Source organism: Bradyrhizobium sp. HKCCYLS1011 (assembly GCF_051167795.1).
Classification (GTDB): Bacteria; Pseudomonadota; Alphaproteobacteria; order Rhizobiales; family Xanthobacteraceae; genus Bradyrhizobium.
The window spans coordinates 1-25,092 of sequence record NZ_JBNPTT010000012.1 but is presented as its reverse complement, the minus strand read 5'-3'; the positions used below and the strand labels follow the sequence as shown (position 1 = coordinate 25,092).

The window sequence follows — 25,092 nt, the reverse complement described above, 5'->3', positions numbered from 1 at the left end:
CTACCGCGGCAGGATCTTCAGGCTCGGCGCGACCTTCGCCATCATATAGACCGAGCCTTGCGCAGTCAGATGCGCATGATCGAAGGACAGCGGCACACCGTGTTCGGTGAGCGGACATCGCCGCTCCGGGCAGACCGCGTCCAAAATCGAGACATAGGACAGGCCTTCGCCGACCGGCAGCGCGTTGCGCATCATCCGGTCGAGCGCATAGATGTCAGCGCGCACGAATTCCTCCGACGTCGCGGCGATCCCGCGCAACTCCGCGCGCGCCAGCATGGACGGCAGGCGTGCGCGAAACTGCAATGAGGGACCGAGCAAGACAACGGCAATGCCGGCCTCGTTCAGATGCGTGATCGTCTGCTTCAAATCGGCGATCATGCCGCCAAAGCGCGGCGGCCGGGCATATTCCAGCCAGTCCGCCGACATCACCACAAGGTCCGGCTTCTGCTCGCCGAAATAGTCTCGCATCTGCGCGGCGAACGCGCGGCAGGAGGCGAGGCCTTGCGTCTCCGCGCTCAGCGTCGGCATGCAGGCCGGCTGCGTCGCCTGCATGATGTTGACGGCGTGGAGATCGAGGCTCGCTGTGAGGCCGTGATAGTAATGCGCGGCGAAGCTGTCGCCCCATAGCAAGATGTTGGTTTTGCCGGGCGCCGCAGTCAGGCAGGCGTCACCGAGCCGTCCATCCGATGTCGTGAAGCAGGTGCCGTAGCGATAGACCGGCTTCATGTCGTAATCGTTGTAAGCATCGAGCCGCGCCGCGGCGCGATCGGCCTCCGAGCTGGAGCCGCCGAAAATCACTGCCGCAATGCTGCCGAGGAGCAGGAGCAGGCTTGCGACCGCCGCCATGCTGAAAGCGGTGCGCGGGGTCGCGGCCAGGCTGCGGCTGCGGAACGGCTGCTCCACATAGCGCCAGGACAGGTAGGACACGCTGACCGTCAGCGCGAACAGCGCGGCCTTTTCGTGAGCCTCGAGCACGAGGCCGGGCTTCGCGAAGCGCGCAAAGGCGAACAGCGGCCAATGCCAGAGATAAAGCGAATAGGAGATACGGCCGAAGAACTGCGGGAGCGACAGCGGCGACAGCGCGCTACGCGCAACATTCGCAACACCAATCCCGCTCCAGATGAACATGGCCGCGCCGAGGCACGGCGCCACCGCGTTGAGGCCGGGAAAGCCGGGCCCTGGCCGCAACGATAGGATCGGGATCGCCATTAGCAGCAGCGACAATCCGCGTGCGCTCCGCTGCGCGAGTCCGGGCCGGGGCTGCGGCACGCCCGGCAGTGCCATCAGTCCGCCGATCAGGAATTCCCACGCCCGCGCCGGGCTCAGGAAGAAGGCGCTCGCGGACGCGCCGTCGCGCATCAAAATGAGACCGAGCGCGAATGAAGCGACGGCCAGCATCACCAGCGTGATCGGCAGCACCAGTCGGCGGCCGTGGGCGAACCGCAGCACGCCCCAGATCAGGACCGGCAGCACCAGATAGAACTGTTCCTCGACCGCCAGCGACCAGCTGTGCAGCAGCGGCTTCTCCACCGCTGCGCGATCGAAATAACCCGACTGCTGCCAGAAGAAGATGTTCGAGGTGAAGGTGACGACCGCAACAGCGGAGCGGAAGAATTCGGCGCGTTCGGAGTTGAGCAGGAAGTGCAATGACGGCAGCGCGGTCAGCACCACCATGACATAGAGCGCCGGCAACAGCCGGCGCAGCCGCCGCTCATAGAATCCCGTGAAGGAGAAGCGGCCCTGCGCGATCTCGGATTGCAGGATGCCGATGATCAGATAGCCGGAGATGACGAAGAAGATATCGACGCCGACGAAGCCGCCGAAGATTCCCGGCGTCTCGAAATGGAAGGCGACAACGGACAGGACTGCGATGGCGCGCAGCCAGTCGATATCGTCCCGATGTCCAGGGCTGGCGATATCGTCGAGATGACGCGCCGCCGGAAATGGCGCGCCTGGGAAGGATACCGATCGAAACTGGGCGGCTATTGACGACAACGGAACGCATACGCCTGACACAAACCCACAGCGGACGCGATGCGGGCATCGCATCCCTTGCGGGCCCATCCCGCCCAACAACGCCGGGCAAAGATGTGACAAACACCATGCGGTCAGGCCGCCGCGACCGCAGGGCGAATGTTTCCAGCTGTTTCAGACCGATTTACGTCGAGAGTTCGACCGTTTTGAAGTCGGCCGGCAGGATCACCTCGAGCAGTTCGACGTCGTCGGAATAGTCGAGGATCATGTGGCGGATACGCGGCGGCTGGGTCCAGGCGCTGCCTTGCTTCATCAGCGTTTCGCCAACGCCTTCGAGATAGCTCTTCACCCAGCCCTTGAGCACATAGACCATCTGGAATTCGACGTCGTGGGTGTGCAGCTTCGCAACCTCCTGCGGGTTGCAGGGCGGCAGCAGCCGGATCACATGGGCGCGCGCCAGCCCATGCGTCGCGTCAGCAATGCCGAGGTCGCGGTAGTGCGCGTAGGCGCGCAGCCCATCGGCCTTGAAGTCTTCATCGCGATGATGGCTGATGGCGATCCGCTGCTTCTTCCGTCGCACGGCAGGCGCGGCGGCAGCTTTGCGCGGGAGCGGCCGGCGCGCGATGGATTTGGCTGCCGCAGATTTGGCTTTCGCCTTGGCGCTCTTGCGCGGCGATGTCTTGCGCGTCGCCGCTTTGGCGGCTGTCCGTGATGCCGGCTTCTTCGCACGGCTCTTGCTGGCCATCGTGCTCTCCCTGCGTGTCCTTGAGCGGAGGGTAGCACACTGAGCCGTTTGTGGGTCGATCGATCAACGATCTCCACCGTCATGCCCCGCCCAGGCGGGGCATCCAGTACGTCGCGGCCTCTCGTTCACGCACGACCGTCTCTGGAAGACTGGATCACCCGCCGGAGCCTGTCATCGGGCTCGCCAAAGGCGAGACCCGGTGGCGGGTGATGACGGCCAGAGCGATATCGGCTCAGTTCAGCCGGAACACGCCGTCAACCGCGCGCAGCTCCGCTGGCTTGATCAGCTTGGAATGCGCCACGGTCACCGAGAACAGTGGCCCTTCGAGCTTACTCTGCCAGAACGCTAGGAAGTCCTGCAGCGCGGGGAATTTCGGGAACAGGTCGTAATTCTGCCAGACGTAGGTCTGGAGCAGCGAGGGATGATCCGGCATCCGATAAAGGATCTGCGCCGTCGTCAGCCCGTAACCCAGGACCTGTTTCCGAAAATCCTCGGAAACGGCAACCTTCGACACCATGCCAACCTCCGTTTTAGGAAGCGCATTGTCCCCGCGTGGCACCTGCGATGGAGTCACCCGGTGAAGATGCGCTCACATGAGAGAAATGTGACGCATGACTTCAATCCATCACAAGCCTAAATGTTTAACGGGTTGTTGAAATTTCCTGCACTAGCAGCGACTTAGCGGGGGTGCTAATACTGGGTTTCACGATCCGTTCCGGCCTCGTTAACGATGCCCGGACCTTCTGGCAGACCGCGTGATTGACTGCTAATTTTTCTGCTAGAAGCCCTTGCCGGCCCCAAAACTCTCGCCTATGTCCTGCCCGGCAGGCTGGCACTCGCTGGCATCGACTGCCAATCTCCAGAAACTGATAATCGCCTCAATAGCTTAGGAGGACTGTATGGCTTTCCGTCCGCTTCACGACCGCGTCGTGGTCAAGCGCATCGACGCCGAAGAGAAGACTGCCGGCGGCATCATCATCCCCGACTCGGCCAAGGAAAAGCCCTCGCAGGGCGAAGTGATCGCGGTGGGCCCCGGCGCCCGCGACGAGAGCGGCAAGCTGGTCCCGCTCGACGTCCAGGTTGGTGACCGCGTGCTGTTCGGCAAGTGGTCGGGCACCGAGGTCAAGATCGACGGCCAGGAGCTGTTGATCATGAAGGAAAGCGACATCATGGGCGTGCTGACCGACGTCGGCGCCAAGAAGAAAGCCGCCTAATCATCCGCTCGCACACGCTCACCCTGAGGAGCGCCCCGCGGGCGCCCCGCCAAGGGTGAGATAGACGTTTCAACTCAGGGAAACCCAATATGTCAGCCAAAGACGTGAAGTTCGGCGTCGACGCCCGCGACCGCATGCTGCGCGGCGTCGAGATCCTCTCCAATGCCGTGAAGGTCACCCTCGGCCCGAAGGGCCGCAACGTGGTGCTCGACAAGTCGTTCGGCGCTCCCCGCATCACCAAGGACGGCGTCACCGTCGCCAAGGAGATCGAGCTCGACGACAAGTTCGAGAACATGGGCGCGCAGATGGTGCGCGAAGTCGCCTCCAAGTCCGCTGATGCGGCCGGCGACGGCACCACCACCGCGACCGTGCTCGCCGCCGCGATCGTGCGCGAAGGCGCCAAGGCGGTTGCCGCCGGCATGAACCCGATGGACCTCAAGCGCGGCATCGACCTCGCGGTCGAGGCGGTCGTTGCGGACCTGTCGAAGAACTCCAAGAAGGTCACCTCGAACGACGAGATCGCCCAGGTTGGCACCATCTCGGCCAATGGCGATGCCGAGATCGGCAAGTTCCTCGCCGACGCCATGAAGAAGGTCGGCAACGAGGGCGTCATCACCGTCGAGGAAGCCAAGTCTCTCGAGACTGAGCTCGACGTCGTCGAGGGCATGCAGTTCGACCGCGGCTACATCTCGCCCTACTTCGTCACCAACGCCGACAAGATGCGCGTTGAGATGGACGATGCCTACATCCTCATCAACGAGAAGAAGCTGTCGTCGCTGAACGAGCTGCTGCCGCTGCTCGAAGCCGTCGTGCAGACCGGCAAGCCGCTGGTGATCGTCGCTGAGGACGTCGAAGGCGAAGCGCTCGCCACCCTCGTCGTCAACCGCCTCCGTGGCGGCCTGAAGGTCGCGGCCGTCAAGGCGCCGGGCTTCGGCGATCGCCGCAAGGCCATGCTGCAGGACATCGCGATCCTGACCGGCGGCCAGGCGATCTCGGAAGACCTCGGCATCAAGCTCGAGAACGTCAACCTGTCGATGCTCGGCCGCGCCAAGAAGGTCATGATCGACAAGGAGAACACCACGATCGTCAACGGCGCCGGCAAGAAGGCCGACATCGAGGCGCGCGTGGCCCAGATCAAGGCGCAGATCGAGGAGACCACCTCGGACTACGACCGTGAGAAGCTGCAGGAGCGTCTGGCCAAGCTCGCCGGCGGCGTCGCGGTGATCCGCGTCGGCGGCGCGACCGAGGTCGAGGTCAAGGAGCGCAAGGATCGCGTTGATGACGCGATGCACGCGACCCGCGCTGCTGTCGAGGAAGGCATCCTGCCGGGCGGCGGCGTCGCCCTGCTCCGTGCCTCCGAGCAGCTCAAGGGCCTGCGCTCCAAGAACGAGGACCAGAAGACCGGCATCGAGATCGTCCGCAAGGCGCTCTCCGCTCCGGCCCGCCAGATCGCCATCAATGCGGGCGAGGACGGCTCGGTCATCGTCGGCAAGATCCTCGAGAAGGAGCAGTATGCCTACGGCTTCGACTCGCAGTCCGGCGAATACGTGAACATGGTCTCGAAGGGCATCATCGACCCGACCAAGGTCGTGCGCACCGCGATCCAGAACGCGGCCTCCGTGGCCAGCCTCCTGATCACCACCGAGGCGATGGTTGCCGAGCTGCCGAAGAAGAATGCAGCCGGCCCCGCAATGCCTCCGGGCGGCGGCATGGGCGGCATGGACTTCTAAGGTCGAACCTGCTCCGAAGCTACGAAGGGCGCGGTGCGAACCGCGCCCTTTTTGTTTGGGGCGGATTTGACGGATAAGCGACTTGGTGCGAGCTATACGTCGCCACTATCGCGCGCCACAGTTACGGCCAATGGCTATGGATTCCGGGCTCATCGCTGCGCGATGCCCCGGAATGACGAGGAGGATAGATCGAGCTTCTGATCATGCGATCTGATTTCGCTATCAGCGAGCAGCTAGTTTCTCTCTCCGTCGTCATTCCGGGGCGCTTGCGAAGCAAGCGAGCCCGGAATCCATAACCACAGGCAGCTGTCGTGAGCGAAGACCCATGACAAGCAGATACCGATGCTGCCCTCCTTCATCCCGATTGGCCCGCATCTTGTAGTCGGAGAGCTCACCGTACCATCATCCCGATCCGCTCGAAGCGAATCCGGCCCGGCTCCCCCTTTTCGCCGCCTGTGACCGAGAAATAGATCATCGCGGCGCGGCCGATGACGTTCTCGATCGGGACATAGCCGACCTGACTGAGCACGCGGCTGTCGGTGGAATTGTCGCGGTTGTCGCCGAGCATGAACAATCGATCGGGCGGCACGGTATAGACGGGCGTGTTGTCAAAGAAACCGTTGTCGAGACAATCGAGCGTGTCGTAGCTCACGCCATTCGGCAGGGTTTCGCGCCAGCGTTTGACGCGCTCGCGGGACTCGTCGCCGCAGGCACTGAGCCCAACCGCGTCGTCGCCCCGTTCGCGCACGACCGGCGTCTCGTTGATGTAGAGCCGCCCGTCCTTCATCTGAATGCGGTCACCTGGCAGCCCGACCACGCGCTTGATGTACACGGTCGCATTATCCTTCGGCAGGAAAAACGCGACGACGTCGCCGCGCGCGGGCACAGCACCCCAGATGCGGGCCGAAGCAGCCAGTGAGGACGGCCAGGACAACGGCCACGTGTAACGGCTATAGCCGTAGGGATATTTCGCGACGAAGAAGACGTCGCCGACCAGGAAGGTCGGCTTCATCGAGCCGGCCGGAATATTGAACGGCTGATACAGAAAGGCACGAACCAACAGCGGCGACGCCGTCAAGAGCGACAGCAGCACGAAACCGAGCACGAAAACAGCCGCGATCGACCACCAGGGCTCCCGCTTCGACCTGATCGCTCCAGCCTCGACGCCCGTCACCACGCGCCCCAATGCATCTTACCGCAAGGATGGCCGACGGCAGCACCACACGCAACCGCCATTTGGTTGCGCGTGGTGCGCCATGCCTCACCCCTGGCGGCGATACATGACATCGGTTCGCAGCACGTATTTGCGCCCCTTGGTAACCGGATCGCCGCGATGCATGATCGGATGGTGGAACAGGAGCGCCATCCCCTTCTCCGGCCTGACCCGAAACGGATCACCGATCGAGGCTCCTCCATCGCCATCTTTGAATGACGTTGCTCCGCCTTCGAAGTCGTCATTGAGATAGACCATGAAGGTGAATTGGCTGCGCTCACCGAGCTCCCGCTCGAAATGGCCATCGAGATGCCAGTCGAACTGCTGCCCGATATCATAGCGATAGAGCCGCAGGCGTTCGTTCAGCGCGACGGGCACCCACGTCTTCTGGAACCGCGGCGCCAGATGACCGGAGAGCCTTTGATAGAGCGCCTGAGCCCGCGCCGCATCGTCAATCATGACGCGATCGTTGTTACGAACGTCCTCCATCATGATCATGCCCTCCGAGGTCGATATCGGTGCTTCGGTGAAGCCGATCGCCTCGCCGAACCGGACATAGTCGTCGCATTCGCCGAGCGAGAGAAAGCCCTCGATCGTACCGACGTTCTTCGCTCTCCACCGGATCTCACTCATGTCTCGCCTCCATCCTGCTTGGCCCGAGGCCACCCGTGGGCGGCTTCTCCGATCTCGCCGAAACTTTCGCGCGACGCCCCGTTCCGAACCTCACCGTCCCTTCCGCCACGGCGCATCGGCTTCCCAATCGCCGGCCATGACCGAGCCGTACGGGATCACCTCGTCGATCACTTCACCGAGGCGATAGGCCTCGATCTGCGCACGCACCGAGGCCGCGTTCTTGTAGGCCTGCGGCAGCTCGGACAGGTCCGGCTTACCGCAGTAAAAGCGCGCGTCGATGCCATCTGGCAGTTCGGGCCGGTTCTGGCGCAGAAACGCTTTGCGCCCGAGATTACGACCGGCGCCGTGGGGCGCAAAGCCAAGCGCGTCCTTGTTGTCGGTATGCTTCAACAACAACACCGGCTCCGCCATGTTGAGCGGCACGATGGTGCGCCCGTCATCATCGGCGGAGAAGCCCGCCCAGTTCGGGGTCGCGCCCTTGCCGTGGTAGAACAGGCCGTCCGTCTTCCTGAAGACGAAATTATGCTCGTTCCAAAAACGATCGGCGATCTTGTTACCAAGCTTGGCAGCCGCGAGATCATGGATGGCATGGTGGTTGGCCTTGGTCCAGAGCCGCACCACCTGCAACGCCTCCCAATAAGCGCGCCCGTCGTCGCTCGATGCCCTGATCCAGGCATTGTGGTCCGGGACCTTCGGCGCATAGATCGCGGTGTGCTTCCTGGCCGCGGCCATGCCGCGCTTGTAGACCTGTGCGCCGAGGCCGCGCGAGCCATGGTGGGTCACCAGCGCGACCTGCCCCGTCGACTTCAGATGGCCGACAAATGCAAAATGATTGCCGTCACCCTGCGTGGCGAAGTGACCGACCGCGAAACGCTCCAGGCCCTTCAGGAACGGATTGGCGTCGAACGCAGCCATCACCTCATCCGGCGGACTAAGCAGCTTGTCGCGGCCGCCCGGGCCGAAATGAGTGACGGCGTGAACGGCATCGAGCACGCGTTTCGGATCATCCTTGCGCGTGAACACCGTGATCGCGACCGAGCAGCAGATGTCCGAAGAGTGGAATCCGGGATGGATCGCATCCTCGCAGGCGACCACGCCGCCCACGGGAATCGTGCCCGTCGCCGTCCCGGAAGGGCAGGCATCCGGCATCACCGCGCCGACCACAATGGTCGGGACTCTCATCAGCGCATCCATGTGCTGCGCCACGGCCCCGACGTTGGCACGTTCCAGCTCGTTCTCGGCATCGATCAGCATGGAGAACGGGAGGCCATTGGTGCGCATCAAGGTTTCGAGCGGCTGCAATGCCTGCAAGGCCGCGAAAATCGCGTCCTCGTCGGCGCCCTCGGCGCGCAACGCGTTCGCCGTCGCCAGTCCATCCCTGAACCAGCGGCCTGGCTTGAACCCCCAGGCGATCAAGGTGTTTCCATCGATCATCGCTCGTCTCGCATTCCAATTCAGAAATATTTGTCGCACCCGGCCTCGACGATGTTCATTGGGCGAAAAGCCGCCCGTGGGCGGCTTGCAGCAATTGAGCGCGACGACCTCAAGCGACGCGCCGGTACATCACATCGCTCCGCAACACATATTTGCGCCCCTTGGTGACGGGATCACCGCGATGCATGATCGGGTGGTGGAACAGCAGCGCCATGCCCTTCTCCGGCGTGATGCGAAGAGGACCATCAGGCATCAGGCCGCTGTCATCCCCGAACGATGTCGCCCCTCCTTCGAAGTCGTCGTTGAGATAGACCATGAAGGTGAACTGGCTGCGCTCCCCGTTTGGCCGCTCGAAGTGGCCGTCGCGATGCCATTCGAAACGCTGCCCGACGTCATAGCGGTACAGGCGCAACCGCTCATTCAGCCCGACCGGCGTCCACCAATGCTGGAACGACGGGGCGAGATGAAGCGCGAGCTTCAAATAAAGCTCCTGCGCGCGCTCGGCGTCGTCGACGATGACGCGATCATTGTTGCGGACGCTCTCCATCCGGACCATGCCGGTCGAGGTCGAGATCGTCGCCTGCTCGAAGCCGATCCGCTCCGCAAGCGCGATGGTCCCCTCACACTCCGCAGTGGAGAAGAAATTTGCGATCGTTTCGACATTATCGGCGCGCCAGACCAGCTCGGTCATGATGATGTCCTCCGAAGGAGAGTTGAGGAGGCCGCCCATAGGCGACCTCCTGTATTGAAGCTGCGCTGCTATCAGCAGCGCCAGCGTGCTCAATCCTTGAACGGATCGAACTCGCCCTCGCCGGCCATCACCACCGCGAACGGCCGCAAGGTGTGAAGCACCTTCACCGAGCCCGCGTGCTCGGCGATCACCTCCGGCAGACGGCGATAGGCCATCGGGCTCTCGTCGAGGTCGGCCCCGATCAGGGTGACGCCCCGGCCCTGCAGCCACGCGTCCATCTCGGCGCGGGTGAAACGCCGCTTGGCTTCCCGGCGCCCGAACAGCCGCCCGGCCCCGTGCACGGTGGAGTAGAGCGAAGCCTTCGCCTCCTCGGACTCCATGCCCTCGATGATGACGGCATCGTCGCCCATCGAGCCGCCGACGAAGCCGCGCTGGCCAGGAAAGGCCGGCGTGGCGCCCTTGCGGACGACCCACAGGTCCTTGCCGCCATGGGTCTCGCGCCAGGCGTAGTTGTGGTGGTTGTGCACCATGTCCGTAACGGCGCCGCCGATGATCGCGCGCACGCGCTCGACCACCCACTCCCGTCCGGCATAGGCATAACGCCCCGCCAACTGCATCGCGGCGATGTAGCGCCGCCCGAGCTCCGAGTCCTCGTCGACGACGGCAGGCGGCACGTTCATGCCGTCCTTGCCACCGGCCGCCTTGAGGTAGCGCGTCGCGCTGGTGTGGCCGAGACCACGGCTGCCGAAATGCACGCCGATCCAGACGAAGCCGGCCGCGTCGCGCATCAAATCGACATAGTGGTTGCCCGAACCCACCGTGCCGAGCTGTCCGACAGCCTTCTGCCGGTACTCGCCCATGTCGGACTCGCGCCAGGCATCGGCGTCGTCGAACAGCTCATGCTCGACGCGCTGTGCATTCTTGCGGCCGACGCCGAAGGAGATCACCTTGGCGACATCCTGGGTGATCGCACCGACCTTGTTCTCGATCTCACTGAACTGAGTGTCGAGACGCACGGCCATGTTGCCGCAGCCGATGTCGAAGCCGACGCCGGAGATGCTGATCTGCTTCTCATAGGCGATCACGCCGCCGACCGGCTGGGCATAGCCGAGATGGCCGTCGGCGCAGATCACACCGGCCACGGCGTTGCCGACCGCCATGCAATTGCGCATCTGCGCAAGCGTCGCATCCTCGTGCTGGCCGAACACCTTCAGCGGGCTGTTCTGATACTCGGCCGCCTGCGGCCGGCTCGCCACGGTGTTGGCGAGCGCCTCCGCGTCGCGCGCAAGCTGCTCCTTGCGGGCGGCGTCGCGAAACGTGCACCACAGCGGCATCGGCCGCTGCCCGGGCCGGTCGATCTTGGCATCGGGATCGAGGCCGGCTTCAACCGCCAGCTCTCGCGCCCGCTCTCGGTAGGGATCGGATCGCATCTGATCCTCCTCTCTCAAGCAGTTACAGGTCCGGAAACCCAGCATGGGCTCCAGATATCAGGCCAGCGCGATGTCAGATCGCGCGAACCGTTGTGCAAGCAGAGAGGTCGGTCGAGATCGTCCCCGAAGGGACCACGGCTTTGCGGATTTTCTCTCTGCCCAAGGCAGAGGGAAAACCCGCCGCCTTTTACGCTATCGGTGCAATATTGCCTGGTAGCGCCTTGCCTGCGGAGACCGCCGGCACGCACGCGGAATTCAGGCGTTGCCGCATGAGCGGCAGCGCTGCTTCCTTGATCGGGCGTGGATACGAATACGGCATAGGTCTCTCGCTGGCGGAAATCCGCAACGTCGTGGCGTGTGCTCTTACAGCAATTTCGGAATTTGTAAAGTGTCAGTTGGAGTGCTGATAATAAATGAGATCGGCATCGTGCTCATGGAGCACATCGCAAATGGTCGTGGTTATGGATTCCGGGCTCATCGCTGCGCGATGCCCCGGAATGACGAGTAGATGGATTACACAACCTATCCTCCGTCATTCCGGGGCGCTTGCGGAGCAAGCGAGCCCGAAATCCATAACCACGAACGCATGTTGAAGTCGCAAGTGCCGGCTCAATCGTATCGCAAGCACCAAGATCATCCTGTTCGAGGGGCATGGGGAGAAGAGCTCGGAACCGATCGGCGAAATGCTACAGTCTATCGGCTATTCGATATTCGGGATTCGCAAGAGCCTCACAAAATTCACTCTTGATCCAATCAGTTCGAAAGCGGATTGCGTGTGCAACGACTACATTGCGGCGTCGCGAGCGCGGCGGCTTCCGGATCGCGCCATCAACAAGGTACGGGATTAACCGTACCTCTTGAACCCGCCATTCGTATAAGCGATTGAGCATCTATTGTCGTTGACCGGGTCACCCGCCACGCCGGCAATCGCAGAGAACCACCCTTGCGGATAGTTCGTCCCGTCTGAATTCGTCATCAGCGTCCAGGTGCCGGCGCCTGTGCTCGGGTTGAAGTTGTTACACTTGTAGATGCCGTAGGTCGCCGTGCTGGCGCGGTGGGCGGCGATGTAGAGCGTTGGATAGGATTGGCCCGCGACGACCGTCCCGAAGCCAATGTCCTCCACGCTGTGGAAGTCAAACAGCGTCGAGAACGAGGTGCCGCTTTTGGTGGACCACTTCAAGATGGCGCTGGGCACTGGCTGCCGATTGAGCGAGTTTCCGGTCACGACGAACACATGTCCGGCATTCCCAGGCACGCATTTGACTCGCGCGAGCCCGAGGGCGTCGGTCAGCGCGCCGGCGGCCTTGAACGTAGCCCCGCCATCCGTGGACACGTACATCTTGTCGCCGGCGGAAAGCACGTAGAACTTTCCGGGCGTGACGCGATCGGCTGCAATGACACATTCATAGAAGAACGGGAAAGACGGCATGCCGTTGCCGGCATAGGACGATTTTTTCCACGTCACCCCGTTGTCAGTCGTGTAGATCAGCCCTGAGCCGACACCAAAGAAAAGATGGTTGGTCGGGGACGACGATGCGACGCAAGCTCCCTGATAATAGGTATCTCCCAGCGCCGCCTGGTTTGACATCCGCGACCAGGTGCTGCCGTAATCACTGGAGTAGTACAAACCGAACGAGGTCAAGCCAACAAGGAAATTTGTTGAGCTTGAGGCATAGTCGATCATGTGACCACGCTTCAGAGCCACGCCGTAGGTTGGCATATTGGCATAAAAGTCGTCGTCTGGACCGTACTTCGTTGGATATGCCGCGCCGTAGTCCGGCCACCGCCAGATCGGTAGATCCCAAGCAGTTCCGATCGGGACCCCGCCCGGAGGATGGATAACATAGGTGGCATCAAGCGCCTCAATGCCGCGAGACTGTGCCCTATAGGTGATATTGTTGGGATTCGCGAACGGCGTCGGCGCTGAGAAAACCCCGAACCCTTGCGCCATGTAGACGACGCCGGTGCTATCGAACATGAGCCTGTTGGCCGAATATCCATAAGATCCTCGGCTATAGCCGCCGTTATTTGTTCCAGCGTAGCCAGCAGAAGGTCCCCAATTCTGCCAAGGCGCGTCTGCGCTGCCGTCAACCCTTGAGGTGATGATCGACGTGGTCCAGGTGCTCCCACGATCGGTCGAGATGTACATGCGACCGCCGAGGCTGCAGCAGAGCATGTTATTAGGATTAAGAGGCGACACCGCGATCCCGCTGAGACCTGCGCCATCCCTGAGTGAGTTTCTGACCCATCCAGTTTCAGACGTCCACAACCGGAGTGCACCTCCCGCGCCTGTCGTGATCCATAGCGTCCCGAGCTGATCTACGACCATATCCCAATAGGCGGTCGGCATTCCCGTCGTGTTGAGCCTGGTCCACGACGAACCGCCGTTGGTCGAATGCCAAACCCCTTGCCCGTTTGAGACGGCAAATATGCCTTGGGTTGCGCCGGCAACCACCGAGGACGTGGGATCGAAGACAATTCCGATGCCTTGCGACGTCGCCGCAGCAACGCCACCGTCGACGACCCAATTCCCGCCGCCGTTGCTGGTCTTGAGCAGACCGTTTGCAGGCGATCCCACAAACACGATCTGGTCATTGGCGGGATCAACCGCCATGTTGCAGACGCCGTGATCGCCGTTCGCCTCAAACCAACCGGCAACGCCATTGTTGGCAAAGCTCGGCCACGCACCGGATTTGATCGACGTCCAGGTCCGCCCGCTGTTCGTCGAAACGAATGGCGTGCTGAGATAGACCATATAAAGCCTGGTCAACGTGCTCGGGCAGATGCGCGCTTCCCATACGCCATCCGCAAAGACATTGTTGCCATAGGACGCCACATAGTTGGACGGCAACGAATAGGACGTGACTAAAGGGTCCCATCTGTTGGCCGCCGAATCCCAAAGATAGAGCGCCGGGTGAGTATCCGATCGCGCAAGGAGCGTGGTCCCGACGACATCCATACCGCGCATGTTGCCGCCGCCGCCGACCTTGAGCGTTTGCCAGGTTGGAGCGGCATTGGATGCTGACCGTATCCCGCCTTTCACAAATGCGAGGGCCTTTTCACTGACCGAACTAACCGCTGTGGCTACGAATGTCTTTAAAATGCCGCGCCGATTGATATTCACTGGATGTTATCTCCATGGCAATGCGGCAATCCCGAAATACTGAAGCCCATTTGTTTCAAAGCCTGGCGTCACTGAGCCTGCGTGGTCGAACTTGCATTCGAACCGACGCCGGCGACACGCCCATGGCGTTGAAAGCATTGGTTCCCGGGCTGTCGCGGTGATCGTCACGAGCCACCCGTCGCCATGCGTATACGGCCGAAGCGGGATTTCGCACATGCTCGAACGATCATCGCCAGGCAAGAAATCCACAAATCCTGCAAAACGACAAGCCGAGAAATTGCCGCGCGCCAGGCTGCCAAGGAGGAACCGCGCGAGCGGAAACGTCATCTCGATGGACCAGGCTCGGTCCTGACCTTCGCCGACAGAGCAGAGCACTGTCGCAAAGCCGGCCGCAAGATTGCTTCTTGGACCGAGTTGAGGGGAAGCTTGGCGGTACGCTGGTCCAGGACATCACGGCAGGCATGGTTCGAACCATGGCGAATCGAGATGCTTCCAGCTTGCACCGGGGCCCCTTGCAAGAGGCTGAGTTACGAATTTTTTGTGTCGGGACCGCTGTGTGACAAGGCCGTCACAGCTTGTGCCCCTTCTGGCGCAGCGCGTCGGTCAGGCGCGCTTTCAGCTCATCGGCAGCCTTGCGGCTGATGTCCTGCACCACGACCTCGCGCTGCTGTGCCAGCGCGGGCACTTTCTCCAGCAATTTCTGGCCGACTGCCGTGCGATAGAACGCCTCGATCTGATGCAGCTCGTCGATCGTAAACGCGCTGGCATAGAGCGCGGCGACGCGATCAACCATGGCCTGATAGAACGGCGTGTAGGCGTCACCAACCGTCGCCGCCATCGCTTCGTAGTCGCGCTCGATCTCCGGCCGGTCCTGCACCAGCACGGGCTTGATGCCGAGCAGAATGGTCGGCAGCATCGCCTTGTATTGATCGGCGAGCTTCATGGTCACGACCAGGCCGCGCGCGGCGTCCAACGCCTCGGGTGACGGCGCTTGCGCGCTGACGCGACTGGTCAGAACCAGGACCATCGCAACGATCATCAGGATCCGCGCACGCATCGATCTCTCCCCCAGCATCAGGCGCTCTCGGTCCCGGCCTCTTTGTTCTCCAGCACCTCGACGAACAGATCGGGCACCTCGTTGGTGCGCTCGAGCAGCCAGGCGAAGCCGATCATGATCAGGATGCCGGCGGCGCTGACCGCCAACTGCTCCCAGACGCCACGCGTGTATTGCATGAGAATCCAATGCGCCGAGAACGACAGGAACACGCCGAGGCAGAAGATCGGCAGCGAGTGCCGGCCGCAGAGCCGCATCGGGAATGTCCAGCGCGCCTTCAGCGGCGGCCAGTCGCGCGGCACCAGATAGGAGACCCAGGTCGCCAGCGCGAGGAAATGCGTCAGGCGGAACAGGTCGAGGTCGGTCTTGTCGATCGGATAGATCACCTTGATCATCCATTTCGGCACCAGCGCCGCGAGCGCCGGAATGTGCCAGGTCATCACGATCAGGAAGGCGAAGACCAGCCACGCCACCGCAAGCCACATCACCGCGCGCGACCACACCCACCGCGCGATCAGCGCAAAGCCACCATTGCCGCACCATGCCGCGAACACGAACAGAAGCTGCCAGCAGAACGGATTGAAGTACCAGGTCGTGCCCGCCGGATACGATGGGACGTTCCAATCGAACCAGCGCGAGAACGCATAGAGCACCACCGACGCCGCAAGCGTCAGGTTCGGCCGGCGCACCAGGCACCAGAGCATGAACGGGGCTGTCGCGACCAGGGTGATGTAGAGCGGCAGCACGTCGAGATTGACCGGCTTGTAGCGCAGCGTGATCGCCTGCCCGATCAGCACGTCCGGATGCTCCAGAAAATTGTGGATGTTGAATTCGTCCTCATACAGCGGATTGTCGAACCGCCGCACGGTACGCGCGATCTGGGCGGTGAACAAAAGGAACAGCATGATATGGGCGACATACATCTGCAGAGCCCGCCGCAGCAGCCGCTTGGCGGCGGCAAAGAACAATCCGGCGCGGATGATCGGCGCGTAGATGAAACCGACCAGATAGCCCGAGATGAAAACGAAGAATTCGGCGGCGTCGCTGAAGCCGTAATTGCGGAGCGTCAGCCAGGAGACGACGTCATGCGGAATGTGATCGAGAAAGATCATCCACAGACCGATCCCCCGAAACAGATCGAGCCGCACGTCGCGTTCGATCCGGCGCAATCCTGCTAAGGCATTCGGATTGATCATCGTCGCCCCCTGCTCCGGAATCGTCCGTTGCATCGGCACACATCAAGAGAGCGCCATTTTCAGCGCGATCACGGGGTGATGTAAATGGGGTTCGTGGTACCGTCCATCCGCCATCTGGGCAGGGCGACAGGCCGGCAGGCGCTCGCGGATTGTGCGCCGCGAGGGCGCTGGTCTATGCGATGTAGTCGGCCAGCAGCGGTGCGCCGGCCCTCACCTCATGGCTGGAACCGTCGAAATCCCGGCCGATCGGCTCGAATGCGCCACCGAGATGGCGCGCGAAGAAGGCCTCCGCCATCGCGATATAGGACAGGCGATTCTCCGGCTTCTGGAAGCCATGCCCCTCGTCGGGATAGACGATATAGGTGACCGGAATACTCCGCTGGCGCATCGCGGCGACGATGGTATCACTCTCCGCAATCAGGCAGCGCACGTCGTTGGCGCCGTGGAAGATCAGCATCGGCTTTGTGATGTTGTCGACCTGATGGATCGGCGAGCGCTCGGCCAGCAGCGCTCTCCCCGCCGCGGTGCGCGGATCGCCATAGCTGCGATACATGAACTCGGCAAATCCCGACCAATAAGGCGGCATGGATTCGAGCAGCGTCTGCAGGTTGGTGATGCCGACCACCGGCACCGCGCAGCAGAACACCTCCGGGGTGAAGGTCGCGGCGACGAAGGAGGCATAGCCGCCGTAAGACACGCCGGTGATCGCGATCCGGTCGCGCAGCGCGATGCCTTGCGCAATCGCCCAGTCGACCATGTCGATGAGATCGTCGTGCATCTTGCGCGCATGCTGCTTCTCGCTCGCGGCGACGAAGGCTTTGCCGAAACCGGTCGAACCGCGATAGTTCACCGAGAGCACGGCATAGCCGCGGTCGGCGAGCCATTGATGGTCGCCGCGGTAGCCGTAGACGTCGCGGCCCCAGGGCCCGCCATGCACGACCAGCACTGTCGGCAGCGGCTGCGGCGGCCGGTCGCCGTCGATGTCAGACGGCAGGGTCAGATAGGACACCAGATCGAGCCCGTCGCGTGCCTTGGTCTTGATCGGATGCATCGGCGCAAGGCAGTATGATTTCAGCTCCGGCCGCGCGGTGAACAATTCGGTCACCGTGCCACTGTTACGATCGTAGAGATGGAAGGTGCCCGGCTGCTGCGGCGTGTAGCTCATCAGGGTCCAGCGGCGGTCATCGTCCGACTGGCTGATGACGTGAAAGGCATGGCCCGGCAGCGCATCGCGGATGAGCGCCAGATCATTGGCCACGGCGCCGGACATCGCATGCCAGTGCTGCCGGCCGGGATCGATCGCGGCCGCCAGCGGCTCGAAGCTCTGTCCGTCCAGGATCCAGCCGGTCACGTCGGCCTCATCGCTGGCAAACAGCACCTGCTCGTCGCCGGTCGCCCAGTCCATGCGCACCAGCGCCGTCTTGTCGTGATGCAGGCAGGAGAACAGATGCAAATGGCGTCCGCTGATGTCGAAGGTCGCGACCCGCGTGCTCCAGCTCGCCTCGAACGGCACGTCGCACCAGGGCACCAGCGTACCGTCCTCGATCCGCCACAGCCGGGCGCCGCCATCGGCTGCGTAGCTGCGGGCGTGCCGCGGCTTGAGCTGCCAGTCCAGACCGACGAACTCGAGCTGCTGGGTATTCTCCCAGATCAGCGTACGCTCGCCGCTGTCGAGATCGAGCGCGAACACGTCGGGACTGCGAGGATCGCGATCATTGAGCGTCACCGCGATTCTGTTCGGCACGGCGCGTGACCACAGCGTCGGTATCGCGCGTGCGCCCGGAAAGGGCGTGAGGTCGCGCAGCGCGCGCGTCCATGGATCGACCACGAACAGATGAAAATTCTCGTCCCCGTTCTCGTCCTTGATGAACATCAGGAAGCGCCCGTCGGGGCTCCAATCCTGCCAGGTGATCGGCCGGCCCTTGGTGCGCGTCACCGGCTCTGCGCCGGCAATGTGATCACACGGCGCGACCCAGAGATTGAGCACGCCGTCGACCGGCGCGAGCCAGGACACGAATTGTCCGTCCGGCGACAGCTTGGCGTCGAAGAACGTCGGATTGTCGAACAGCACGCGACGGGGAATGAGCCCACGTCTCGCGCTGTCGAATGCCCGGCCGTCAATCGCAGAGTTCATGCCAACAGACCCGCCATAGGCGCGACGTCGCCGCTATCAGGGAAGACGCGCGCCGCCAGCGCCTGATCGTCGATGCGCAGATGATCCCGGAGCAATCCCTTGAGCACAGCCCGCAGATCGGTCGTCGCCCTGAGATCGCGCTGCTCATAGAGCTGGGCGAGTTTCAGGCCGGGCCAGTCCGCGATCACGCGGCCGCCATTCAACGCGCCGCCGGCGAGGAAGGCAACCGTGCCGGTGCCGTGATCGGTGCCGTTGGTGCCGTTGATATGCGCGGTGCGGCCGAACTCGGTGACGACGGCAACGACGGTCTCTCCCCACGCCGGCCCCATGCCGGTCTCGATCGCAGCAATCGCGCCGTCGAGCGCACCCAGCAGATTGGCGAGTTGGCCTGAGCCCGCGCCTTCGTTGACATGGGTGTCCCAGCCGACGAAACCGAGCGCGCCGACGCGTGGACCATCGGCCCGCGCCAGAAAGCGCGCGGCGGCGCCTGCGGTGTCCGCGAAAAAGGTGCGCACACGGGCAAAGCCGAGCAGCGCAGCCGCGGGATCATCGGTCATCGGCGCGCTCGGTGCTGCGGTTCCGCCGATCGCGGCAAGATTGATCCGCCCCTCCATCGCCGCCGCCAGCTTCGGATCAGTGTGGCGATAGAGATCGAGCAACCGCATCTGGGTGTCCGCGCTCGCAGGCAGCAGTAGTTGCGGTGCCCAGGACATCACCGGCGCCTTGCCGCGCACGACGAGCGGCGTCACCGCGCCAACGCCGAGCGCGCGGCTGCCGTTGAGATTGACGCGACCGTCAGACTGCATCTCGCCGAGCGCGCGGTTGAGCCAGCCGGTGTCGGTCGCGCCGGGCTTGACCATGCCGCTTTCGAGCACGTCCTGACCGTCGAAATGCGAGCGCTCGCGATAGGGCGTGCAGGTCGCATGCACCACGGCGGCCTGCTTCGCCTGATACAGCCGGTGCAGGTTCGGCATTGCCGGATTGAGCGCAAAGAAGCCGTCGAGCGGCAACGCCGGCGGCTTGCCGTCCAAGAGCAGCGCGCGATCGCCGCGCAAGGCCACCCAGTCGGGATCGCCGACCGGAGCCACTGCACCGAGGCCGTCGAGCGCGCCGCGCAGCACGATCACCAGCAGGCGCGGGTCGCGCCCCTCCGCGCGTGCAAGGCGCGGCATCTGGGTCCAGGCGAACAGCGCACCCGAGCCGCGCAGCACATCGCGTCGCGTCGGCAGATGAGATCCGGCCATCGTCACCTCCTCTGAAGATCCGCCGACATGAACAGCAGCACCAGCGCCTGCTGGCGGCTTTCGGCGTGCGCGACCGCCTGCATCACGTCCGATGACACGCAGGACTGCAGCACGGTCTCGGTCACGAATTGCGGATCGACTTGGCCGGCGATGCGCTCGGCAAAAACATTGGCGACGTCGAGCCGCCGGCCGAGGCCGTCGATCCAGCTCGCCTCGTCATCGGCGTAGCCCTTCGGCGACGGCGGCCGCCACAGTGCCTCGCCCAGGATCCTCTGTCCCTGCGTGAAACGCAGCGCGTCGACTTCCGTGATGCCCGCCGCGCGCACCATCCCGACCACCCATTCGGACGGGCGCTTCAGTTTGGTCGGCGGCAGAGTCCAGGCCGCGGGCGATGCGACCATCGCCTTGGCAACCTCCTTGAGATCGCCAGCGGTGTCTCGAAACACCCGCGCCATGTCGTCCACCAGCTCCTGAGGCGGCTGATCGGCGATGAAATGGCGAGCCAGCTTGCCCGCCACATGCGTTGCCGTCGCGGGATGGGCGGCGAGATCCCGCAGGACGGCGCGCCCCTGCTCGACACCTTCCTCGGCATAGCTCTTCCCCAGCACGGTCTGGGCGCCCGGCTCGTGCAGGCGCGGATTGAAGCTGAACTCGCCGCCATGCTCGGGATTGTCGGCCGGCGGCAGCAGCGTCCAGCCGGTCAGCACGTTGGCGAAGGCGATGACGTCATCCTGGCCGTAACCGCTGCGCACGCCGAGCGTATGCAGCTCCATGATCTCGCGCGCGAAGTTCTCGTTGAGCCCGCGCGTGCGGTTGATGCCGGCGATCGAGTTCGCGCCCATCGAGACGTTGTTGTCGAGATAGAACAGCATCGCCGGATGCCCCTCCGCCGCGAGCAGGAGGTCGACGAAGCGGCCGAGCGCGTAAGGGCGGATCGCCTCGCGCTCATAGCCGCCCGACATGCTCTGGATCTTGTCGGCGGAGATGCAGAAATGATTGGACCAGAACCACACCAGGCGCTCGGCAAAGCCGATCTCGGCGGTCAGCGCCGCCTCGGTCCGCACCTTCGCCTCCTGGAGATAGAACTGACGGCCGGGATCGGGCACCGCTTCCGCTGCCGCCTTGGCGTCCGCTTCGGTGTCGGTCTGCCCGCTATCCGCGACGATGGTCGCGCCAGCCGCAACCTGCTGCCGCTTCGCCTCCTCGCGCGCCTTCTTCGCTGCGATGGTCTTGGCCTGGCGGCGGGCATTGGCCTCATTGACGGCGCGAAAGGCCTTGGCCGTGGACGGCAAGGCGGCGGCCGCTGCGAGCATCGCCGGCGCCCGTTCAAGCTCCGCCAGCAGCGCCCCGCGCGGATCCGATGCGATGCCAACGATCGAGCCGGGACGCGGCCCCAATCCGAACCGGTTCAAGACCAGCACCGCGTCCGCCTTGGCCGAACTCTGCATCGCGCCGTCCTCTCATGACGATCTGTAGCGCTACAAATCGTAGCACTTGAGATGCAGCCCCGCAAGCCGAGATTGTGCCAACCGGGATGGTACCGCGCGGGCAGCGAGCTGACGGCGCGGATCAGCGTGCCGTCGCCTCAGCACAGGTTCAGATCGGCCCGCCCGAAAGATCAGTACGACGGACCGAGCGCGATGCGTCCGATGCTGCCGTCCCGGGCCAGGCCGATGCGCCATTCGGCGGTGCCGTTGGCGAAATGCACCATGTAGATGTCGCTATCCAGCGCGGTGACTCCGCGGAAGCTGATCGCCCGCAAGGCGCCGAGTCGTGCCAGGATGGCCTGGTTCATCGCCAATTGCTGCCGGGTATAGGCCGCGACCTCGGTGGTCATGTGCTCATAGTCCGGGTGGCCTTCGGCGATCGATTCGATATAGCGCCGCAGCTTATCCTCGCTGCCGGGCGCGGGCGCGCCCCGGCGTTCGCCGAAATGGTCGGCTGCGCTGCCGATCCGCTGCGCCTCGACCATGTTATAGCGCGTCCGCCGCCCCGGCAGGATGATCTCCAGGCAGTGTCCATTCGCATCGGCAACGATCCAGGGACTGCCGATTTCGGTCAGGAAGGACGACGACAGGTCGTCCTCGACCACGCCATGCGGCGACCGCCGGCCCTGCGCGTCGACGCGAAACAGGCGAATCTCGGCGCCGGTGGCGTTGTAGATCATCAGCTTGATCGGCGTCTGGTCCGGCTGCGCGCGCAAATTCGCTTCACTGGCGCAGTTCAGCACCTCGCCGGGCGCATCATTGCCGTCGGGCCGGAACAGCACGTCATCGACCCTGCCCTCCGGCCCCACCAGAATGCGGAATTCTGCCGAACCGTTGGCGAACTTCACACCATAGATGTCGTAGCCGCCTCCGCCGACACCGCGAAAGAAGATCGATTGCACGTCGCCGAGCGTCACCAGCGTGCTCCGCAGCGACGACATGTGCTGGCGGATATAGCTCGCGAGCGCCGCACCCATGCGTTCGTAGTTCGGCGCACCCCGTTGCAGATCGGCGATGCCCCGCAGCACCATCTCACGACTGCCAGGCGTCGGCACCTGCTCGCGGAAGCGGTCCGGCACTTCGGCCATGCGCCGGGCGAAATTATCCTCGATCTCTTTCGCTCGCGGCTCGTCGACGCGGTGGGCAACCCGGGCACCGAGCAGCGGATCCTGCAGCAGCAGCCGCGTCACCTGTTCCTTGCCATCGCGCAGGAACAACACGAGGTCGTCGCTGGCGCTCGAATAGGCATCGGGGCAATCAGCCTTCACCTCGAAAGAGCCGCGCCCGGTCTCGCGAAATTGCAGCCGCTCGCCGCTCGCGGTGACCGCAAGCACCCGGCTCGGGCTCAATTCGTACCAGCCGAGATAGTCGGCGGCAGGCCTGGCCTCGGCCTCGCTGTCACAGGGCGACAGTTCGGCGATGCGCCCGGCCTGCCACTTGCGGCTCTCCTGATGCACGACCAGCTCCGGCGGCGCGTCATTCCCGACGACGAAGCTGAGCAGACCGGTGGTGTCGGCGTAGGAATAGGCCCCCTGCCCGATCGATGCTAGCCGCAGCCGGCGTTGACCGGTGAGCTGCCCGAACAGCGCGTCGCCATGGCGGGAAATCGCGAAAACCCCGCGCGGTCCGAGCGAATAGAAGCTGATGCGCTCGGCCTTTTGCGCCGGCATCCCCAACTCGTTTGGCCCGGCTACGGCCTTCGCCTTCGCCATCTCCGTCCGCGTCGCGATCGCGAGCGCCGATACGATGATAGCAGGCAGGATGGCCGCGGCCACGGCGATGCGCCCGCGCAGGCGGACCTTCGCCTGACCGGCGCCGCCGCCCAGGATGCGCTCGATCCGAGCGCGCACCGTCGAGGCGCGCGCCATCTCCAGCGCAACGGCGCTGCCCCGCGGAGCCTGAACGATCTCGAGCAGGATCTCGGCATAGGAGACATGGTCGTCGAGCGCCTCGATCGCACTGGCGTCGCTGATCATCTCGGCGAGATCGGCGAGCCGGCGATACTGCCACCAGGCAAACGGACTGAACCAGAACAGCGCACGATTGACCGCTGCGATCAGCAGCACATAGAAATCACGGTTGGCGATATGCGATCTCTCATGCGCGAGCACGGCTTCACGCTTCACCGCATCCCATGACAGCCATTGCGACGGAACGAGGATGGTCGAGCCGATCGTCACCGGGCTCGCGATGACATCGCTGATGCGCAGATCAGCCGTTTGACCGCCGGGAAGCGGCCGCGCCTTGCGGACGAGCCTGTAGGTGAGCCGTAGCCCGATCGCGAGCCGCAGCAACAGACATCCGGCCACGAGCAGGTAGATGATCGTGGCGATCGTCCATGGGCTCACGACATGGACGCTCGCGATCGGCGCGACCTCCACGGCCTCGAATTCGTCCGGCACTGGAGCTGGCGCGGACGCCGGCAGCAGATCCTCGATGGGACCGACCGGCCTGATGCTGGCCGCCTGCGGCGCATGCAAGGTGATCGTCACCGTGCTCCAATGCATCAGCAGCGGCATCACCAGAGACGCCGCTAGCACGACCAGCCACGCCGTCATCTGCAGCTGCGGATGACGGACCCGAAACAGATAAAGACCGAAACCAACGACGCTTCCCAGCAGGACGGTGCGAAGCGCCGCTTCCGCCAGAACGGTGAGCATCATTTCCTCCCGCCTGTTGACCTTCTCACTGGCTTCACCGGCGACTTGTCTTTCCTGGCCGCCGCGATCTGATCCGCCAGCATCTGCAGCTGGCGCTGGTCGAGCATCGCATTGTCGACCATGCCGACCAGCACCTCCTCCACCGACCCGTCGCAGAACCAGTCGACGATGCGCTGCACGGCCTTGGCGGCAACGCGCGCCCGCGGCTCGGCCGCGGTGTAGACATAGGTCCGGCCATCGACGGTGTGGGTCGTGTAGCCCTTCTCTTCCAGCCGCCGCAGCACGGTGCGCACGGTCGATTCCTTCAACGGGCGCGACAGCTTCTCGCGGACGGTTTCGGCTGTGACCGGATTATGCTCCCAGACCAGTTGCATGACCTCGCGTTCGAGGTCGCCGAGTTCGGGAAGGCTGCCATCCATGGACCGGTCCTGTCGCTTAAGCTCTGTAACGCTACAGATTGTCGCGCAATGTCCGGCCGCGGGCAACCGTTTTCATGGGCAGTCGACACAGGCTGGAGGGGTCGAAGGCGCCATCCGCCACGACCTACGCAACCGCCGGAGCGGTGCGGGATGCTGCCTGGCGGGCAAATCAGCTGCGCCTGCCTTGTGCGGCGCCTGCGACGAACCAGCTTAGCCCCAGGCAAGAAAGGCATGCCCGGAAAAACTCGTTTCACGTGCAGCTTCAATCGCATCCGCCTGTCAGGGCCGTTCAGCGAAAAGATTCTTCTTTCGTTTTTTCAGAAATCATGCATACATGTGTCGTCCCGCCTCACCAGAGGGACGTACGCGTCGTCACGAACGTCGGGTGCGGGATGCGGCGGGTTGCAGCGTGACGGCATGATCCGGAAAAGTGCGTAGCGGTTTTCCGAACAAGATCATGCCCAATTCAAGTTCATGCGGACGAACAATCCCGATGCGCACGGTTAAGTCGTGTGGTCCTGATGTCCCGGTGCTGACATCAAGTTGGCGACGATGCTTCTCGACATCGCTTTGCGACGCGAGGGCATCGCGCCGATGACAGGGGCAAGAACGCCGGTCCCCGGGGAGCAACTTTTTTTTTGGTAGACCGGCGACCGGCCGGCCTCAAGGCTGGCGCGAAGACGCGCCACCGCCTGCGGCGGCTGACGGCC

19 protein-coding genes are annotated in these 25,092 nt (G+C 63.7%); 2 read left to right on the top strand and 17 right to left on the bottom strand.

The window, feature by feature from the left end; genetic code table 11:
• The 3 genes from ACQR1W_RS32795 to ACQR1W_RS32785 form a co-directional block, all read right to left on the bottom strand.
• A complete protein-coding gene (locus ACQR1W_RS32795) occupies positions 1 to 1,995 on the bottom strand; it encodes an acyltransferase family protein (RefSeq protein WP_434854638.1) in 1,995 nt (664 codons plus the stop codon).
• A 163-nt stretch (positions 1,996 to 2,158) separates the two neighbouring features.
• Positions 2,159 to 2,719: a cupin domain-containing protein gene (locus ACQR1W_RS32790; protein ID WP_434854637.1), complete on the bottom strand. Its 561-nt coding sequence runs from the start codon at positions 2,717 to 2,719 to the stop codon at positions 2,159 to 2,161.
• Between the two features lie 232 nt (positions 2,720 to 2,951).
• Positions 2,952 to 3,236, bottom strand: a complete 285-nt coding sequence (locus ACQR1W_RS32785) for an usg protein (protein WP_008969799.1) — start codon at positions 3,234 to 3,236, stop codon at positions 2,952 to 2,954.
• 382 nt (positions 3,237 to 3,618) lie between these two features.
• Between ACQR1W_RS32785 and groES the strand changes: the two genes are divergently transcribed.
• On the top strand, positions 3,619 to 3,933 hold the full coding sequence (groES, locus tag ACQR1W_RS32780; protein ID WP_008969797.1) for a co-chaperone GroES: 315 nt from the start codon (positions 3,619 to 3,621) through the stop codon (positions 3,931 to 3,933).
• A gap of 89 nt (positions 3,934 to 4,022) precedes the next feature.
• Positions 4,023 to 5,663, top strand: a complete 1,641-nt coding sequence (gene groL, locus ACQR1W_RS32775) for a chaperonin GroEL (protein WP_008969796.1) — start codon at positions 4,023 to 4,025, stop codon at positions 5,661 to 5,663.
• A gap of 391 nt (positions 5,664 to 6,054) precedes the next feature.
• Here the strand turns inward: groL and lepB are convergent, their stop codons facing one another.
• From lepB to ACQR1W_RS32705, 14 genes are all read right to left on the bottom strand, one after another.
• Positions 6,055 to 6,783 carry a signal peptidase I gene (lepB, locus tag ACQR1W_RS32770; RefSeq protein WP_434854847.1) on the bottom strand — a complete coding sequence of 243 codons (729 nt, stop codon included), beginning with the start codon at positions 6,781 to 6,783 and terminating at the stop codon, positions 6,055 to 6,057.
• Positions 6,784 to 6,924: 141 nt separating this feature from the next.
• Positions 6,925 to 7,509 carry a 2OG-Fe(II) oxygenase gene (locus ACQR1W_RS32765; RefSeq protein WP_434854636.1) on the bottom strand — a complete coding sequence of 195 codons (585 nt, stop codon included), beginning with the start codon at positions 7,507 to 7,509 and terminating at the stop codon, positions 6,925 to 6,927.
• A 90-nt stretch (positions 7,510 to 7,599) separates the two neighbouring features.
• A complete protein-coding gene (locus ACQR1W_RS32760) occupies positions 7,600 to 8,943 on the bottom strand; it encodes an RtcB family protein (RefSeq protein WP_434854635.1) in 1,344 nt (447 codons plus the stop codon).
• A gap of 109 nt (positions 8,944 to 9,052) precedes the next feature.
• Positions 9,053 to 9,634, bottom strand: coding sequence for a 2OG-Fe(II) oxygenase (locus ACQR1W_RS32755; RefSeq protein ID WP_434854846.1), 582 nt, complete (start codon positions 9,632 to 9,634; stop codon positions 9,053 to 9,055).
• An 89-nt stretch (positions 9,635 to 9,723) separates the two neighbouring features.
• Positions 9,724 to 11,064: an RtcB family protein gene (locus tag ACQR1W_RS32750; RefSeq protein WP_434854634.1), complete on the bottom strand. Its 1,341-nt coding sequence runs from the start codon at positions 11,062 to 11,064 to the stop codon at positions 9,724 to 9,726.
• A gap of 844 nt (positions 11,065 to 11,908) precedes the next feature.
• Positions 11,909 to 14,188 (bottom strand): WD40/YVTN/BNR-like repeat-containing protein, encoded by a 2,280-nt coding sequence (locus tag ACQR1W_RS32745; RefSeq protein WP_434854633.1) that lies wholly within the window; start codon positions 14,186 to 14,188, stop codon positions 11,909 to 11,911.
• A 568-nt stretch (positions 14,189 to 14,756) separates the two neighbouring features.
• Entirely contained in the window at positions 14,757 to 15,245 is a 489-nt protein-coding gene (locus ACQR1W_RS32740) for a DUF2059 domain-containing protein (RefSeq protein WP_434854632.1), read from the bottom strand.
• Positions 15,246 to 15,262: 17 nt separating this feature from the next.
• Positions 15,263 to 16,438, bottom strand: a complete 1,176-nt coding sequence (locus ACQR1W_RS32735) for an OpgC domain-containing protein (protein ID WP_434854845.1) — start codon at positions 16,436 to 16,438, stop codon at positions 15,263 to 15,265.
• 172 nt (positions 16,439 to 16,610) lie between these two features.
• A complete protein-coding gene (locus tag ACQR1W_RS32730) occupies positions 16,611 to 18,572 on the bottom strand; it encodes a S9 family peptidase (protein WP_434854631.1) in 1,962 nt (653 codons plus the stop codon).
• Positions 18,569 to 19,816: a DUF1501 domain-containing protein gene (locus ACQR1W_RS32725; protein WP_434854630.1), complete on the bottom strand. Its 1,248-nt coding sequence runs from the start codon at positions 19,814 to 19,816 to the stop codon at positions 18,569 to 18,571. The genes ACQR1W_RS32730 and ACQR1W_RS32725 overlap by 4 nt, the downstream gene beginning before the upstream one ends.
• Positions 19,817 to 19,818: 2 nt before the next feature.
• A complete protein-coding gene (locus ACQR1W_RS32720; RefSeq protein ID WP_434854629.1) occupies positions 19,819 to 21,264 on the bottom strand; it encodes a DUF1800 domain-containing protein in 1,446 nt (481 codons plus the stop codon).
• Between the two features lie 170 nt (positions 21,265 to 21,434).
• Positions 21,435 to 23,963: a M56 family metallopeptidase gene (locus tag ACQR1W_RS32715; RefSeq protein WP_434854628.1), complete on the bottom strand. Its 2,529-nt coding sequence runs from the start codon at positions 23,961 to 23,963 to the stop codon at positions 21,435 to 21,437.
• On the bottom strand, positions 23,963 to 24,382 hold the full coding sequence (locus ACQR1W_RS32710; protein ID WP_434854627.1) for a BlaI/MecI/CopY family transcriptional regulator: 420 nt from the start codon (positions 24,380 to 24,382) through the stop codon (positions 23,963 to 23,965). The genes ACQR1W_RS32715 and ACQR1W_RS32710 overlap by 1 nt, the downstream gene beginning before the upstream one ends.
• Positions 24,383 to 24,885: 503 nt before the next feature.
• Positions 24,886 to 25,092, bottom strand: a 207-nt coding sequence (locus tag ACQR1W_RS32705; RefSeq protein ID WP_434854626.1) for a hypothetical protein, incomplete at its 5' end; no start/stop codon positions are given.

Coding starts and splice junctions, on each gene's coding strand:
- ACQR1W_RS32790 (WP_434854637.1), bottom strand. CDS start 2,719: ATGGCCAGCAAGAGCCGTGCGAAGAAGCCGGCATCACGGACAGCCGCC.
- ACQR1W_RS32785 (WP_008969799.1), bottom strand. CDS start 3,236: ATGGTGTCGAAGGTTGCCGTTTCCGAGGATTTTCGGAAACAGGTCCTG.
- groES (WP_008969797.1), top strand. CDS start 3,619: ATGGCTTTCCGTCCGCTTCACGACCGCGTCGTGGTCAAGCGCATCGAC.
- groL (WP_008969796.1), top strand. CDS start 4,023: ATGTCAGCCAAAGACGTGAAGTTCGGCGTCGACGCCCGCGACCGCATG.
- ACQR1W_RS32765 (WP_434854636.1), bottom strand. CDS start 7,509: ATGAGTGAGATCCGGTGGAGAGCGAAGAACGTCGGTACGATCGAGGGC.
- ACQR1W_RS32760 (WP_434854635.1), bottom strand. CDS start 8,943: ATGATCGATGGAAACACCTTGATCGCCTGGGGGTTCAAGCCAGGCCGC.
- ACQR1W_RS32755 (WP_434854846.1), bottom strand. CDS start 9,634: ATGACCGAGCTGGTCTGGCGCGCCGATAATGTCGAAACGATCGCAAAT.
- ACQR1W_RS32750 (WP_434854634.1), bottom strand. CDS start 11,064: ATGCGATCCGATCCCTACCGAGAGCGGGCGCGAGAGCTGGCGGTTGAA.
- ACQR1W_RS32740 (WP_434854632.1), bottom strand. CDS start 15,245: ATGCGTGCGCGGATCCTGATGATCGTTGCGATGGTCCTGGTTCTGACC.
- ACQR1W_RS32735 (WP_434854845.1), bottom strand. CDS start 16,438: ATGATCAATCCGAATGCCTTAGCAGGATTGCGCCGGATCGAACGCGAC.
- ACQR1W_RS32730 (WP_434854631.1), bottom strand. CDS start 18,572: ATGAACTCTGCGATTGACGGCCGGGCATTCGACAGCGCGAGACGTGGG.
- ACQR1W_RS32725 (WP_434854630.1), bottom strand. CDS start 19,816: ATGGCCGGATCTCATCTGCCGACGCGACGCGATGTGCTGCGCGGCTCG.
- ACQR1W_RS32720 (WP_434854629.1), bottom strand. CDS start 21,264: ATGCAGAGTTCGGCCAAGGCGGACGCGGTGCTGGTCTTGAACCGGTTC.
- ACQR1W_RS32715 (WP_434854628.1), bottom strand. CDS start 23,963: ATGCTCACCGTTCTGGCGGAAGCGGCGCTTCGCACCGTCCTGCTGGGA.
- ACQR1W_RS32710 (WP_434854627.1), bottom strand. CDS start 24,382: ATGGATGGCAGCCTTCCCGAACTCGGCGACCTCGAACGCGAGGTCATG.